Annotated in this window: 18 protein-coding genes; 3 read left to right on the top strand and 15 right to left on the bottom strand. The window is 37.6% G+C overall.

Annotation, left to right across the window (positions count from 1 at the left end; all coding sequences use genetic code 11):
- Window positions 1-19: 19 nt before the first annotated feature.
- From MHH88_RS09250 to MHH88_RS09190, 13 genes are all read right to left on the bottom strand, one after another.
- Window positions 20-628 (bottom strand): SCO family protein, encoded by a 609-nt coding sequence (locus tag MHH88_RS09250; protein WP_069508349.1) that lies wholly within the window; start codon window positions 626-628, stop codon window positions 20-22.
- Window positions 629-730: 102 nt separating this feature from the next.
- Complete coding sequence (locus tag MHH88_RS09245) at window positions 731-853, bottom strand: YvrJ family protein (protein WP_080653352.1); 123 nt, start codon at window positions 851-853, stop codon at window positions 731-733.
- A 76-nt stretch (window positions 854-929) separates the two neighbouring features.
- Window positions 930-1148, bottom strand: coding sequence for a DUF2922 domain-containing protein (locus MHH88_RS09240; RefSeq protein WP_069508347.1), 219 nt, complete (start codon window positions 1146-1148; stop codon window positions 930-932).
- A gap of 16 nt (window positions 1149-1164) precedes the next feature.
- Window positions 1165-1389, bottom strand: coding sequence for a DUF1659 domain-containing protein (locus tag MHH88_RS09235; protein ID WP_069508345.1), 225 nt, complete (start codon window positions 1387-1389; stop codon window positions 1165-1167).
- Window positions 1390-1642: 253 nt separating this feature from the next.
- Window positions 1643-2419 carry a sulfite exporter TauE/SafE family protein gene (locus MHH88_RS09230; RefSeq protein ID WP_103976871.1) on the bottom strand — a complete coding sequence of 259 codons (777 nt, stop codon included), beginning with the start codon at window positions 2417-2419 and terminating at the stop codon, window positions 1643-1645.
- Window positions 2420-2690: 271 nt separating this feature from the next.
- Window positions 2691-3326, bottom strand: a complete 636-nt coding sequence (locus MHH88_RS09225; RefSeq protein ID WP_069508341.1) for a response regulator transcription factor — start codon at window positions 3324-3326, stop codon at window positions 2691-2693.
- Complete coding sequence (locus MHH88_RS09220; protein WP_069508339.1) at window positions 3319-4353, bottom strand: ATP-binding protein; 1035 nt, start codon at window positions 4351-4353, stop codon at window positions 3319-3321. Before MHH88_RS09220 ends, MHH88_RS09225 begins: the two co-directional genes overlap by 8 nt.
- Window positions 4354-4356: 3 nt before the next feature.
- Window positions 4357-4722, bottom strand: a complete 366-nt coding sequence (locus MHH88_RS09215) for a hypothetical protein (RefSeq protein WP_081327835.1) — start codon at window positions 4720-4722, stop codon at window positions 4357-4359.
- A gap of 54 nt (window positions 4723-4776) precedes the next feature.
- Window positions 4777-6171 (bottom strand): MBL fold metallo-hydrolase, encoded by a 1395-nt coding sequence (locus MHH88_RS09210; RefSeq protein WP_339262567.1) that lies wholly within the window; start codon window positions 6169-6171, stop codon window positions 4777-4779.
- A 14-nt stretch (window positions 6172-6185) separates the two neighbouring features.
- A complete protein-coding gene (locus MHH88_RS09205; RefSeq protein WP_339262566.1) occupies window positions 6186-6725 on the bottom strand; it encodes a hypothetical protein in 540 nt (179 codons plus the stop codon).
- A gap of 16 nt (window positions 6726-6741) precedes the next feature.
- Window positions 6742-7935, bottom strand: a complete 1194-nt coding sequence (locus tag MHH88_RS09200) for an FAD/NAD(P)-binding oxidoreductase (protein WP_339262564.1) — start codon at window positions 7933-7935, stop codon at window positions 6742-6744.
- Between the two features lie 427 nt (window positions 7936-8362).
- The gene (locus MHH88_RS09195; protein WP_339263031.1) at window positions 8363-9244 is read right to left on the bottom strand and encodes a cation diffusion facilitator family transporter; all 882 of its coding nucleotides are present in this window, start codon (window positions 9242-9244) and stop codon (window positions 8363-8365) included.
- An 806-nt stretch (window positions 9245-10050) separates the two neighbouring features.
- Window positions 10051-10389, bottom strand: coding sequence for a helix-turn-helix domain-containing protein (locus MHH88_RS09190; RefSeq protein ID WP_024363558.1), 339 nt, complete (start codon window positions 10387-10389; stop codon window positions 10051-10053).
- Window positions 10390-10494: 105 nt separating this feature from the next.
- Between MHH88_RS09190 and MHH88_RS09185 the strand changes: the two genes are divergently transcribed.
- Window positions 10495-10878, top strand: coding sequence for a RidA family protein (locus tag MHH88_RS09185; protein WP_069508330.1), 384 nt, complete (start codon window positions 10495-10497; stop codon window positions 10876-10878).
- 151 nt (window positions 10879-11029) lie between these two features.
- On the opposite strand, the gene MHH88_RS09180 is transcribed toward MHH88_RS09185, so the two are convergent.
- Window positions 11030-11731: a Type 1 glutamine amidotransferase-like domain-containing protein gene (locus MHH88_RS09180; RefSeq protein WP_339262562.1), complete on the bottom strand. Its 702-nt coding sequence runs from the start codon at window positions 11729-11731 to the stop codon at window positions 11030-11032.
- 305 nt (window positions 11732-12036) lie between these two features.
- Here MHH88_RS09180 and MHH88_RS09175 point away from each other — a divergent pair, with 305 nt between their 5' ends.
- Window positions 12037-12933 carry a cation diffusion facilitator family transporter gene (locus MHH88_RS09175; RefSeq protein WP_339262560.1) on the top strand — a complete coding sequence of 299 codons (897 nt, stop codon included), beginning with the start codon at window positions 12037-12039 and terminating at the stop codon, window positions 12931-12933.
- Between the two features lie 254 nt (window positions 12934-13187).
- Window positions 13188-14393 (top strand): MFS transporter, encoded by a 1206-nt coding sequence (locus MHH88_RS09170; protein ID WP_339262559.1) that lies wholly within the window; start codon window positions 13188-13190, stop codon window positions 14391-14393.
- Window positions 14394-14463: 70 nt separating this feature from the next.
- Here the strand turns inward: MHH88_RS09170 and MHH88_RS09165 are convergent, their stop codons facing one another.
- Window positions 14464-15168 (bottom strand): type II CAAX endopeptidase family protein, encoded by a 705-nt coding sequence (locus MHH88_RS09165; protein WP_339262557.1) that lies wholly within the window; start codon window positions 15166-15168, stop codon window positions 14464-14466.
- Window positions 15169-15212: the final 44 nt, after the last annotated feature.

Raw genomic sequence — 15212 nt, 5'->3', positions numbered from 1 at the left:
GTAGCACTAGCTTATCATGTTATAAGTTTTCATCTATATACGTTTCTAAATCCGAAACAATTGTATCAATTGGAACATCGTTTGTATCTTTTGCATAACCGTCATATTGCTTTACAAGAATACCGTCTTTATCCACTAAGAAAAATTGAATACCATGGATTACTTGATCTGAATTCGGATCGTCTTTGACAAGTAATTTTGTTGATTTCACTGCATATTGCTCAATATATGACTGTGAATATCCTGTAAGGAGATTCCATTTAGATTCATCAGGTACAGTGTATCTCGCTAAATAATCAGCTAGTACTTCCGGTGTATCCACCTCAGGGTCTACTGAAAAAGCGACAATATTATAATCCTCTATCCCTTTTTTCTTCAGCTTCTCTTGTACTTGTGTCATGTTAAACGTCATTGGTGGACAAACTGAATTACAATTCGTAAATATATACATACCCAACCAAGGTTTCCCTTTTAAACTGTCAAGCGAAACAGTTTCTCCTCGTTGATTAATATGTTCAAAATCTTGCATCTCCAAACTATAATCTGCTTTAAACTTTGCGTTCCCGCATGCACTAAGTACAGTCACTAAAGCCAATAGACATACAAACCCTATTACTTTATTTTTCATCTTTACACACTCCCTACTTACACTACCCTCATCTTATCGAATGATGTAAGCGTTGACAACTACCTGTCGTGACAGCTTTCGTACATCTTTGTGAAGTCAACTTCACTTAAGTGAAACAATGACATCATGAATCGCATCTAGCTTAACTTCTACTCGATGTAATAAGTAAAACGACATGAGGATAGGAAAACCAATATCAGATAACATTGTCAGCCATTGTTCCATACGGCCCCCTCCTTTTGACATGCTGTACTCGTCTTAAAGATGGTCTTTGCAACGACCGCAAAGACCATTTCATCCATTAGTTCATGGCAAACTCTGAAACTTGACGATCAATCATGCGTGCACCTTTTATGCCAATCAAAGCACCAGCTTGTCCACCAAATACATTGCTCATTATGATCGTTTGCATCACTTGTTGAATTTCAGCAGATGTGACATTTGGCTTCGGTGCATCAATGGCAATCGTAGCCGTTTTTCCTAATGCTGTATCAAATTGTAACTCTAAAACTTTTGCCATCAGTCCTACCTCCTTTTTATTGTAATGACGACAATTCTGTTATTTCTTGCTTGCTAATACTGTCTAGTGGCTTTGATGAGAGACTCGCAATCGCTTTCGCTACCGTTACTAACGCTGTGGGTGTATGCGTGTCGTTTAAATTACGGTAGGTTTTAATTGCAAATTTTGGCTTGTTTGTTTCCGTATGTCCCACCAAATACTTTAAGCGAAGTGATGCATCTAAAAAATTGGTTTTTGCCATCGGTAACACCTCCTTTCTACACAATATATACAGCTATTTGTAAAAAGGGGGACATGTTTCGTCGAAATTTTCACATGGAAAACATCAGCGACTGTGATAGCATAGAACAGTTCACTCTTACTTAAAAAACGCTTTTTCTACTGCCATATTTCCTAAATAAAAAAGCCCAGATACTCATTTAATGAGCATCTGGATGCTTATTTATTAAAGCCTGTCATCATCACTACTAAATATCGTTGTAATGTGAGACTGCTTATAAAATATCTAACCATGTTTTAATGGCTGTTCCTAAAATTAAAACTGCTAAAATCGCTTGTAGTGCTTTTGTATTGAGCTTGCCGCCTATTTTTGCGCCAAGTGGAGCTGCAAGTAAACTTGCCACAATCATGATTGCTGCTGGTCCATAGTCGATTTGACCTGTCATAATTTTCCCAACTGTTCCACCAATTGATGAAATAAATGTTATCGCTAAGCTTGTGGCAATCGTCATACGTGTTGGGATTTTCAAGACAACAAGTAAGATTGGTACTAATAAAAATCCACCTGCTGCTCCAACAATTCCTGAACCAATCCCAACGACAAACGCTAAACCCGCTGCTAATGGTTTACTAAATGTAATCTGATCTAACTGCTTATCGTCAATTTGCTTTTTCGGAATAAACATCATGACAGCAGCAATTAAGGCTAAAACACCATATACAATATTTACTGCTGCTTCTGGTAACATGCTGGATCCAAAACTACCAATGAAGCTACCTATTAAAATTGCTGTACCCATATTAAGAATAAGCGATTTGTTTAAATAGCCGCTTTTGCGATATGCCCATACACCTGCAATCGATGCAAAAAACACTTGAATGGCACTAATACCGGATACTTCATGTGCACTGAAAGCTGCTAACCCAAATAATGGTGGAATATATAAAAGCATAGGGTATTTAATAATGGATCCCCCAACGCCTACCATTCCTGATACGAATGATCCGACAAAACCAATTAAAAATATGACAACGATGAATGACAACTCCATCGTCACACCTTCTTTCTACCTTATTTTCTTTAAGTATAGAGTGTGTCCTGCTTTAAAAATATAGGGGGAAGCCCCTATACTTCAGAAGAAAATGCGATTTTGTTGTACGGTCGTAAATTAATCAGAGCAGGAAAACAATTGGGTCAACACCTTCACATATAAAAAGCGATAAAGCAGATTGCTTTATCGCTTATGCACAGTTAATAGATGGTTCTTCACTAATAAAAGCATAGACTTTAGAAAGAAGATTTTATTGGGCAGCCTACGTAAGCTATGTTATATACTTATTTGTAATACCGTATTGAATGAGCTCTGCCTTACTTTTTAAATTTAGTTTTTGCATAATGTTGGCTTTATGGTTTTCTACCGTTTTAGCACTAATAAATAGCTTTTCTGAAATTTGCATATTCGTAAATCCTAAAATGGTTAAACGAACAATTTCCTGCTCACGTGTAGATAAGATATCCGCATTGTTTTTTCCTTTTTTCTTAAATAATTTTTCTAGTTGACCTTTTGGTAAACCCACTTCGTAGTAGCGGCGACCTGTATAGACACTTTGAATCGCTTCATACATTTCGCCACCTTGACTATTTTTTAAAATATAGCCATCTGCTCCTACTTCCATCGCCTGTTGAATATAGGCTATCTCATTATGCATTGTCAGCATAATTATTTTCGTGTCAGGTAAATTTTTTTTAATTTCCTTTGTCGCAGTAAATCCATCCAACCCATTTGGAATCGAAATATCCATTAAAATCACATTCGGCTCAGTTTGGTAGGCAAGCTGAATCGCCTCTTCCCCATCACTTGCCTCTCCTACAACTGTTATATCCGAATAATTCCCTAACAGGAGCGCAATGCCCTTTCTTATTAACACATGGTCATCGACAAGCAATATTTTAATCATGTTGCGGCCTCCATCTTGGAATGACGATATCAATACATGTCCCTTGTCCTACTTTTGACAGAATTGAACAAGTACCACCCAACTGATCGACCCGTTCCTCCATATGCTTTAACCCTAGCCCTGCATTTTGAATCTTGTCCCGTTCAAAGCCAATGCCATTATCTTGAATGGTCATATAGATATGGGTGTTGTCCTTTTTAATATGAATATGCACTTGGGTTGCTTTTGCATATTTAATAATGTTATGCAATGCTTCTTGCGTAATCCGATATAAATTAATCTCAACTGCTGGGTCACATCGATCAAGACCACGTGTCGTTAATTGAATATCCAACCCCGTTATTTGTTTTTTTATCGTATCAATTGTCGCCTGAATGGTCGGCTCTAAACCTAATTGATCTAAACTGTGCGGTCGTAACTGGTGAGAGTATGCGTTAATGTCATTCATGACTTTTTGCAGTTCCGCACGTACTTCAGAAATGTACTCATTCAACTGCACATTATCTTGCACAAAAGATTCAATCGCTTGCAGTGCAATAGATACCGAAAATAATGATTGACCAACTCCATCATGTAGTTCTTGTGCTAAGCGTTTATGTTCTGATTCCTTTGCTTCGATTAATGCTCGAATCATTTTTTTATTAATGGCAGCCTCTTGCGCTTTTTTTAATGTTTCCTGATCACGTAAGACAAGTAAATATTCTGTTTCCCCTGTATTCTCATTAGCATAAATAGCGGCTGTACTCATTTCGACATCAATCTTTCGACCATGATAAATAGGCATTTCTGATAAAAATGAAGGCACTTCATTGTTGGCAATTAAATAACACGTCGGTTCACCCTGTTCCCTTTTACGAGTCATACAATAGGAACAATACGGCACAAAATCACCTTTTTGCCAACCGGTTAAGCGCTGTGCAGCAGGGTTCATCATAATGATTTCCCTGCTTTCCTTCATTATAATAATCCCATCTTGAATATGCTCATAAATTTGCTGTAAATACTCATTTTGTAGCTGGGATTGCATACTTTACACCTCCTTATACATCATTCCTTTTACTTTACACGGTCTTTTCATCATCGTGTAGCTATTTACACTATACCCTTTTTTTCGTAAAAAGCGGCTAGCCAGATTTAAATCCATTTGACTTTCTACTATCAGATGGATAGGGCGATTATCCATTTGTTTATAGAAACGTGGTAAATAGCCGTATGGAATATGCTTACTATTATAAACTAAACAGCCTGTTGTATTGTAATCCCGTACATCAAGTAGTTGATATCCTTCAGCTACTTGACGGTACGGTATATCTTTCACCTGTTTGACAGGGACAAAACGAATATAGTAAGCCCGCACTAAAACAATGGCTAGGACAACAATTAGTAAAATGATCATAGAAACCTCCAAAAAGAGTGCCTCACATGGAAGGCACTCTTTGCACTAATTACTTTATTTTACTTCTTTCACCCATTGACCGTAGCCGCCTGTCATATTAACTAAATTGTGGAAGCCATTTGCTTTTAATACACTTGCGGCAATGGCAGAACGACCACCTGCTTGACATTGAACAATGAGTTTTTTGTTTGGTACTTCATCTAAACGATTTTTTAATGTACCAACCATAATGTGCTGTGCACCTTCAATATGCTCTTCATTATATTCTGTCAGATTACGCACATCTAATACAGCTACATCTTCTGTGTCCATCATCGCTTTTGCCTCAGAAGGTGTAATATTTTCATATGAATCTAGTTCATTCGCTTGCTCAATCATTGCTTCTACATCTGCATAACCTAGTACTTGGTCAATACCGATTGAGCGAAGTGCAATGAGCATGTCTTGCATTTGAGTAGCATTAGCAAGTAAATATAAAGGTTCTTTGTAGTTCACAATCCAGCCCATCCAGTTTGTGAAGGAGTTATTAAATGGCACGTTCATCGTTCCCTTAATATGTCCTTGTGAGAAGGCTTGAGCATCTCGTGTATCCACAACTTGCTGACCAGCTGCAATCAAGCCTTCAATTTCTTCAATAGAAGTGATGACTTTTACCTCTGGTAAATTTTTAATTAACTCAATGCCAATTTTATTAACGGATTTCATCACTGCAAAGTAATAAGGTGGTTCTGGTTGACCATCTAATAAAGCTTTCACAAAGTCCGGCTCATTGTCGAATTGCATTGCCCAGTTGAATTGTTTTTCATAGCCTACTGTTGTCGATGGTACTGCACCAAGTGCTTTCCCACATGCGCTACCTGCACCGTGTGCTGGCCATACTTGTAAGTAGTCTGGTAATTGTTTAAAGCGCTCTACAGATGTATACATTACTTTTGCACCTGCATCAGCAGTCCCTTTAATACCAGCTGCTTTTTCTAATAAGTCTGGTCGGCCAATATCCCCCGCAAATACAAAGTCACCTGTAAATAGTCCAATTGGTTTATCTGCCGCTGCACCATCTGTTAATAGGAATGAAATAGATTCTGGCGTATGACCTGGCGTATGCATCACTTCGAAAGTAAGTTTACCAAGTTCAAATTTGTCACCATCTTTTAATAGTACGTGTTGAATGCCATCTAAGTTTTGATATTTCCAGTTTTCATCGCCTTCATCGGAAATGTACATCGTAGCACCAAAACGATCAGCTAATTCACGAGAACCTGCTACAAAGTCAGCATGGATATGCGTTTCTAATGCTCCAACGATTTTCATATTTTCCTTTTCAGCTACTTGGATGTATGGCTCAATATTGCGCATTGGATCCACAATCACTGCCTCGCCTTTTCGTTGACAACCTACCATGTAAGAAGCATGTGCTAATTTTTCATCATAGAAATAACGTAATAACATAAAATTCTCTCCTTTTAATTGGTTTGTTTATTTAAAATTTGGATTGTTGCTTGTACATATTTCAGTGACTTTTGAACACTCGGGTCTTTTAACCACTTCATAATCGTAAAGAGTTTAATTGGTTCTGTTGTTGCTTCTGCTTGTTGTTGTATATCTTTAACTAGCGAGTACCCTTGTTTTCCTTTTTCTACAATCGGTTCTGTGTAAGATTTAATACTAGCTGTCGCATAATCAATAGTTTGTTGATCTGCTAACACAGCTGTTACAAAATCGACTATATCCTCTAACTGATTGATCATTTGTAAAAGCTTCGGCAATTTTTCTAGTAGGCCCACTAATGCTTCCACCGTTTCAATATTTACGTTATAGCTTCGTACAAGTTCATCATATTTTTGAATGGATTGCTGATCTTGCAATACCGCTTGTCCAAAACTGACGACATTCCCGATGGCTTGTAAGTTTTTTTCATATGTCGGCAATTGGCTTAGCAATGATACGAGCGCTGCTTGAATATCCGGCTGCTTTAGTTGCTCTAGTAACGGATTCGTTTCCATCACACATGCCTCCTTTCTACATCGTTCCTTTTAACATGCCGTCCCAATACATAATTGGTAATAAATCTTTTTTCATCATATACATGCTTGCACGTTCCACTGCTTGGTTAAATGGCATTGATTCAGCAGGCTCTTTTTTATAATCAAACTCTGCTAAAATTAGCTTGTTGTAACCTGTGACGATTGGGCAAGACGAATAACCGTTATATGTGTTGTCCATTGTTTGATTGCGCATACATGCCACAACATTTTCAGCTACCACAGGTGCTTGTTTTCGGATGGCTGCTCCCGTTTTAGATGTTGGCAAGTTTGCACAGTCGCCAATGCCAAAGACGTTTGCATATTTCTTATGTTGCAATGTATACATATCCACATCCACCCAACCGTTGTCATCCGCTAAAGGGCTGTTCGCAATAAATTTCGGTGCATTCATATAAGGTGTGACGTGAATCATGTCATATTTCAATTGCTCTTTTGCACCAGTATTTAAATTTTCGAAAATGGCGATTTTTTCATCCGCTTTAATTTCAATTAAGTTACGTCTGAATCGTGCATCAATTTGTTTGCGTTCCACCACTTTCTCTAACGCTTCACGGTATTTCAGTACATCAAAAATGGCTGGATTAGCAGAACCAAATACAACTTTCATATTTTGACGAACACCCGTTTTTCGGAAGTAATCTTCCGCTAAATGCATAATTTTTTGTGGCGCACCACCGCATTTTACAGGTGAATTTGGGTGTGTAAATAAGGCTGTACCTGATTTTAAATTGCGTATCGTTTCCCAAGTATAATCAACATGCTCAAATGAATAGTTACTGCAAACAGATTTTGTACCAAGCGCTTCTTTTAAGCCTTTAATGGCACCCCAGTTAATTTCAATCCCTGCTGCTACAACTAAGTAATCATATGAAATAGATGTTTGGTCTCCTAGAATGACTTCGTTTTGTTCAGGTTTAAATTCAAGTACGGGTTGTTGGATCCATACTGCGCCTTCTGGAATAAGAGATTCCATAGAACGTTCAGAATCTTCCTTTTTAGCAGCGCCTCCACCAACTAACGTCCATAACGGTTGATAATAATGTTTTGAGGCTGGATCTATTATCGCCACTTCATAATTGAGGCTTGGCGATTTCCTTAATAAGCGGGCAGCAACAGAAATACCAGCTGTTCCCCCACCAACAATGACAATTTTGAAAGAATTTTTCATGCTTCTTCCTTCTTTCTGCATTTTGTGTTTGAAACTTACACTCTCATCATAGTGAAATCTATAGTCAAAAAAAATAGGGGTTTTCCCCTAAACAATAGTTGTTATAAAGGAAAACCCCTAATTTAGTTGTTGATGTAACTTTTCAGGCAGTTCAAACACAATGCACTAGTGAAGTTGATTATGCTGCATCGTTTGAAAACACTCGGCTTACTACAACAATTTATGCATACAAACAGCAGTTAATATTTTGCATAGACGCATAGAAGAGCAAGTAAGGTTTACAATAAGGAGGATAGTACGAGGAAGTTAACTTCTGAAGTGTGCCGGCGCATTTGTCGTAAGCATGCTGATTCGTTTTACGCTATTGAATAATCTACATGGCAATATGCATTAGGTAGATTACCCATCACATAATAATTTTCCCGTTCTAATTGCTCTTTTTTTCAATCTGTATCGTCATATGATGCAATGCAAATTCGTCGTGTAACAGATTTTGTATTTTCCGTAAAACAATTTGTTCATCCGCTTCTTGATGCACCACCACTTGACAAGTTAAAGAAGGGAAATCCATTGTAATTAGCCAAATATGTAAATCGGTAATCTCTTCGACTTCCTCAACAGTCATTAACTTCGCTTTGACATCATCCGTTGGCAAATTTTCTGGAGCACTTTCCATCAAAATATTGAAGGAGTCACGCGTAACACGATAGCCGCTAATAATGATAAGAAGCGCTACAATCATACTTGCAATAGGATCGGCTAAATTCCATTCGAAAAATAAAATAAGCAATGCAGCCGTAATCGCTCCCACCGAACCGAGAATATCACCTAAAACATGCAAAAAAGCACTTTTTACATTCAGATTATCGTTATCCCCCCGTTTAAGGATAAAGGCTGCGCCAATGTTGACCAGTAAACCGAGTGTTGCCACGATTAACATACCCGTACTTGCCACTGCAGGTGGTTCTGAAAATCGACGAAAAGCTTCATAAAAAATATAGAGCGAAATGGCAATCAACGTAAGACCATTTATAAAAGCGGCAAATATTTCAAACCGACGATAGCCATACGTTTTTCGTTTTGTTACGGCTTTTTGACCAATGGATACAGCAATATAGCTTAACCCTAACGCTGCTGCGTCACTTAACATATGGCCTGCATCTGATAATAGCGCTAAACTGTTTGTCATGATGCCACCTATCACTTCGACAATCATAAAGCCCGCTATAAGAAAGAAAGTCCATTTCAAGGCGATTTTGTTTTTACTTCCATCCTGTTGCCCATGATTATTAAAATGTGACAAATTCATCATCCATTCTTTACTTTTTATATATTCTAAGCTGAACCAATAGAGCAGTTGAAGACCCTCACTGTTCCTTGCTATCATTATGCCGCGCAATGGCTTTGCTATACGCTCCTTTATCTAGCAGTTTTGCTCGTCCATTAAAGTATGTTTTTTGAATAATGTTTAGAGCTGTCATTTTATAGACTTTAGACAAAAATACCAGCCACTCACTTTTAAATGAGTGGCTGGTTCTATATTTTATGGTTAGTAGCCCATTATAGAAACACTTTTTATACTACATCTTGTGCTTTTTGATTAAAATTAAATGCGATTAGCATAATAAATATAATGCCCATGACAGTCATAATTGTAGAAACCTTCAAGTTAGAAACTGACATAAACCTTAATCCTGTGCAATAAAATTCATCTAATCCTACATTTGTATCCACCTACATCTTACTATGTTACGATTCTTGTAGATAAAATTTTTTAGCTAGTAAAAAAAGCAGTACTTTTAAGGGAGAATATATCATGAAGAAAATAGTATTTCAATTGTTAATAGTTGTATCATGGATCTATTGTTTGGGGTATATTTTATTCGATTTCCCTACTGATCACTTTGTCATGCGGGCGGTTAAAGGCGTACTGTCTATTGTTTTTTCTTGTAGTCTATTGTTGTTTCTATTCCACATTATTGATAATAAGAAACAGAAAAAAAGAGATGATTAAAGCTTTCAATCTCCGCTATAGAAATGGCAAATTAACTGTAGCTCCTGCATCCATTCATCGCTCATTCATTTAATTTGTGAGGTACGCTTTACAGCAAGACATTAATGCGTATTGTTTTTTTCTCCCCACTCACATAACTGTTCCAAAACAGGTAATAACGTCTCCGCTTTAGCTGTAAGACTGTACTCCACTTTAGGTGGAATCTGTGGATACTCTTTTCGACTGACAATTCCATCTGCTTCTAATTCTTTCAGTTGTGCACTTAATGTTTTAAAGGTGATAGCCCCTATTTTGCGTTTCAAATCATTAAACCGAACCGTTTGATGTTCCGCCAAAATATAAATAATCAGCATTTTCCATTTACCGCCAATTACTGATAATGTATAGCCAAACGGGGTTTCTTGAATAGTTCCCGTGTCTTTGTAATCAGCCAAACCCATATTTACACTATCCTTTCTGATAGTACCTTTCAAAAAAGTGCGTACTATTTTTTTGTTCGCGTTCATTTTATACTGACATTACTTTAAAGTAAAGGAGAGAAAAAAATGAAGAATATTACAATTTACAATCATGACCTTTGGGATCACGGTATTTCACAGGGCTACAGTGTCAACGGCACTATCTACATTTCGGGGCAGTTTTCCCATGATACGGAGGGTACATTCGTTGGCGATGGCGATATCGAAGCACAAGCACAGCAAACGCTTAAAAATCTAGATGGCGTTTTGGAAAAATTCGGTGCAACAAGATCTAACCTTGCTTATATGGAAATCTATTTAACAAATGCGGAAGAACATACTGAACCAGTCCTTCGACTATTCAAGGAATACGTTGGGCAACATCGACCAGCCGGTAGCCTTATCGGGGTGACTTACTTGGCATCACCAGAACAACTAATTGAAATCAGCGCCATCGCACATGCCAACTAAGTAAAGGCATGTTGTGTCAGCGAAAGTAAGCTTCGGACCATTAAGTTAGGAGCCCGCTTATAACACTAACCCCGAGCAAAGCACGCTTTCAAGAAAAGCGGAACTATTCGGGGTTTTATGTTATTGAAAGGAAATTTCCCGTTTTTCATTGCTAAAGAAGACCTAAAAAATTTATTGCAAGCTCTTTCTCTATAACTTTATCATTATCATCATATACTTTATACGCTTTCGCGTTAGGTCTTGAACTTACAATAGTATGGATTTCCTGATCAATGAAATGAATGGCAACACCGTCATCCGTTGCAAAACCAGGTTTAATTTTTTTATTAGTGATAAGCTGTTGATACAAAGGTCTTCTATCCGATTCTCCATCATAATGGGGACAATTACTTCCTTCTAGGAACCCTAAACACGTTAATGGTTCCAACCCATCCCCATAAGAATCCGTCACTCCTTCCTCGAACCAACAAATGGAACCCGCACTAATTCCAGCTAGTATTATTCCTTGCTCCCACGCTTTTTTCAAAATGGTATCCAATCCCCATTCCTTCCATAGTACTAATAAATTCTTTGTATTTCCTCCACCAACATAAATAATATCTTTGTCCAGTAAGAAACTTTCTATATTTCTTGTAGATGGGTTAAATAAGGATAAGTGCGAAGGCTGACAATCCTGTTTTTCAAAGATATGATAAAATCGAGAAATGTAATTTTCTGAATCTCCACTTGCTGTTGCAAGAAAGCAAATTTTTGGATTTTTTTTCATAGATTGCTGAAGAATATATTGATCCAGCAAAGGATTTTCTGGCTCCATAGAAAAGCCACCGCCCCCAAGTGCTATAATTTGTTTCATAAGTCTACGTCCTTTCTTGTTTAATAAGTTATACAACATTTTTTAACTTTTATTACCTATTTTACTAAATGATACTACCGGACGATAGATATCCCCATTGTTTTTTAAGAAAAAAGTGGGATAAACCATGATTGAACCAATGAATAGAATATGTTACACTCAATGAACGCCTATATTGGAGTGAGAAAGATGATACAAATTTCAAGTTTACAAAACCTATATTTTTTTAATCAAAACCTTTGACTTAAAACGAGTCAAAGGTTTTTGTTGCTTTTAGGAAAGAATTTTATTGGAGGTATACATTTATGACTCAAAGCACAAATACTACAATAGTTGCTGGATGGATTAGTTTAATAAGCAACATCGTATTAACTATTTTAAAAATAGTAGTTGGTACTATCTTCCACAGCCCTGTTCTTTTAGCTGATGGCTATCATAATGCAGGTGATGTGATAGCAAGCGGTGCTGCTTTAACATCCATGCGTATTTCTAAACGTCCTGCCGATGAAGATCACCCGTACGGACACGGAAAAGCAGAAGTGATTAGTTCCGCCATTGTAGGAATTATTTTAATGATAGCAGCTCTTTATATTGCTTATGAATCCATTACCGCATTCTTTCAGGAGCCTGAAAAAGCAAGTTTAATTGCCTTTATTACGGCCATTATATCACTTGTTTGGAAGCTTATTTTATACGTATATACGATAAAAATTGGCAAAAGAACAAATAGTAAAGGCTTAATAGCCACTGCTTATGATCATCTAGCTGATGTATATGCATCATTAGCAGCCGTATTAGGAATCGGGCTTGCACTTATTGGGGAAAATTATCATATTTATATCCTTACATACGGAGATCCCATTGCAGGTATCATTGTGACCATTTTAGTTTTCAAACTTGCCTATGGCATGTTATTAGAAGCTATCGACACACTTATGGAAAAAAGTGTGAGTCCTGACACGCTGGCTAGTTTCAAAACATTAATCCTCACTATTCCTGAAGTAAAACGAATAGATCGTCTACGGGCGAGAGAACACGGGCATTATGTATTGGTCGATTTGCGTGTGAGTGTACCTGCTGATTTAACAATCCAAGAAGGACATGATATTATCCGTAAAATAAAGAAAACGATTATGGAGAAACATCCGAATGTAGAAGAAGTTCTGATTCACCTAAATCCTTGGTACGATCATAATCAATAAAGGTAAAATCATTCGCACCTCCTAACGAAGCCTTATTCGTTAGGAGGTGTTTTAAAATCACAAGTTCTATTTACTATACCAAATTTTCCACCGCAAATTGGCATATATCTACAATTGCAGGAGTATGGTAAGCTTGGTAAATGAGCTAAAAATTTTTGTTCATCAAATCGTTAGAAAGATGGTGTTACATCTAATTGGCTAGTGTAAATCATTCAATCGGGGAGTATGTAAATTCTCCCGAAAAGCTGAAAAAAATGTATAAAAGAGTTTTAATCGTAGTTAGTTTATCGCAAATTTTCGGCGGAGCAGGTCTTGCTGCTGGCATTACGGTAGGCGCTCTGTTAGCCCAACAAATGCTTGGCACGGACTCACTTGCCGGATTACCTTCTGCCCTATTTACATTAGGGTCAGCAGGGGCTGCTTTTATTGTGGGAAGACTTTCGCAACGCTATGGTCGCCGTATAGGGCTCACTACAGGTTTTATCACTGGTGGACTTGGCGCCATTGGCGTTGTTATAGCCGCATTAATTAATAGTGTTTTTTTATTATTTGCTGCCTTACTTGTTTACGGTGCAGGAACAGCAACAAATTTACAGGCTCGATATGCAGGTACAGATTTAGCAAACAACAAACAACGTGCAACGGCCATTAGTACTACGATGGTTATGACCACATTCGGGGCCGTAGCAGGACCTAATTTAGTGGATGTCATGGGGAAATTTGCTCTTTCTATCGGTATTCCTTCATTAGCTGGTCCATTTCTATTATCTGCTATTGCATTTATACTAGCAGGTTTAGTTCTGTTCATCATGCTTCGTCCCGACCCGTTATTGTTAGCAACATCTATAGAAGCTCATCAACATCGAATCGTCTCTGGGAAAGCTCTTCACCAGGCGTCTCCTTCAATGAATAAAAAAGGCATCATGGTTGGTGCAGTTGTAATGATTCTTACGCAAATCGTTATGGTAGCCATTATGACAATGACGCCCATCCATATGCAACATCATGGACATAGTTTAAGTGCTGTAGGAATCGTTATTGGTTTCCATGTTGGTGCCATGTACCTTCCTTCTCTTGTAACAGGTATACTTGTTGACAAGATTGGTAGAACAGCCATGAGTATTGCTGCTGGGGTTATTTTACTGTTTGCCGGTTTACTAGCGGCCTATGCACCAAGTGATTCCATGTTTATGCTGATCGTTGCTCTTTCTTTATTAGGTATAGGATGGAATTTCGGCCTAATAAGCGGAACTGCTCAAATTGTTGATGCCACAGAACCTTCAACACGCGCTAAAATCCAAGGCACAATTGATGTTTTTATCGCATTGGCAGGTGCTTCAGGTGGAGCTCTTTCAGGGATGATAGTAGCTAATTCTAGTTACGCCACTTTATCATTAACGGGTGGACTATTATCTTTATTATTAATCCCTGTGATTATCTGGTACCGTCAAGCAAAATAATGATTTAATCGACCAATCCAGGTTCTCATGTTTAATGAGACCTGTTTTTTTGTCGATGTTCACCATCTATTCATCCTAAACTTGTTAGCAAAACCATTATGCCATTCGTTAAACCGTGAATGATAATAGAAGGCCAAATAGAATTCGTGCGCTCATATGCTAAAGCAAAAATAATGCCACTAAAGAAGTTGACGGGCATGACATTATAGGTTGGGATATGAGCAATCATAAAAATAAATGAGCTAAGGAGAATGGCACCAACCAATCCTAAGCGTGTACGTAACCAGCGATATAAAAACCCTCGATAAAAAATCTCTTCATATATTGGTGAAATAACAGCCGCAGAGAGAAAGGCTATTAGTACCGTAAAAAATGTTATGTTTTGCTGTATGGCCTGTGTTTTGCTATTTTCCACCGAAATCCCGATATAACTTGTTAGCACAACGATTAGTAAGGCGCCAATCATTAACAGAAGCGAATAGCATAGTATCATTTTCCATTGCTTCATGGAAATTGATGTTATCCCTACCTCTCGCCAAGAAAGCTTTTTAGGACGTAGCGCTATAAAATAAACACTAAAAACAAGCGTAATCGCAATCGTGAACCCTGTTAATGTTCCAGCATATAGCTCATTACGGAACAACTGAGCGTACACTGGTTTCACTATCCATTTAATAATGCCAATCACAACAATAAACTCTACTAGCAGTAATAAAATAAATTCTTTCCATCCCCAATAATCTTGACTTTTCCAGTTCATTTCTTTTATTTCCATTCTCTATCCTTCTTCCTTTATATGGTGTAATCTAAGTGTATGAG

It is taken from the genome of Lysinibacillus sp. FSL K6-3209 (assembly GCF_037976175.1).
Taxonomy (GTDB): Bacteria; Bacillota; Bacilli; order Bacillales_A; family Planococcaceae; genus Lysinibacillus; species Lysinibacillus sphaericus_D.
This window is presented reverse-complemented; position numbering and strand designations above follow the sequence as displayed.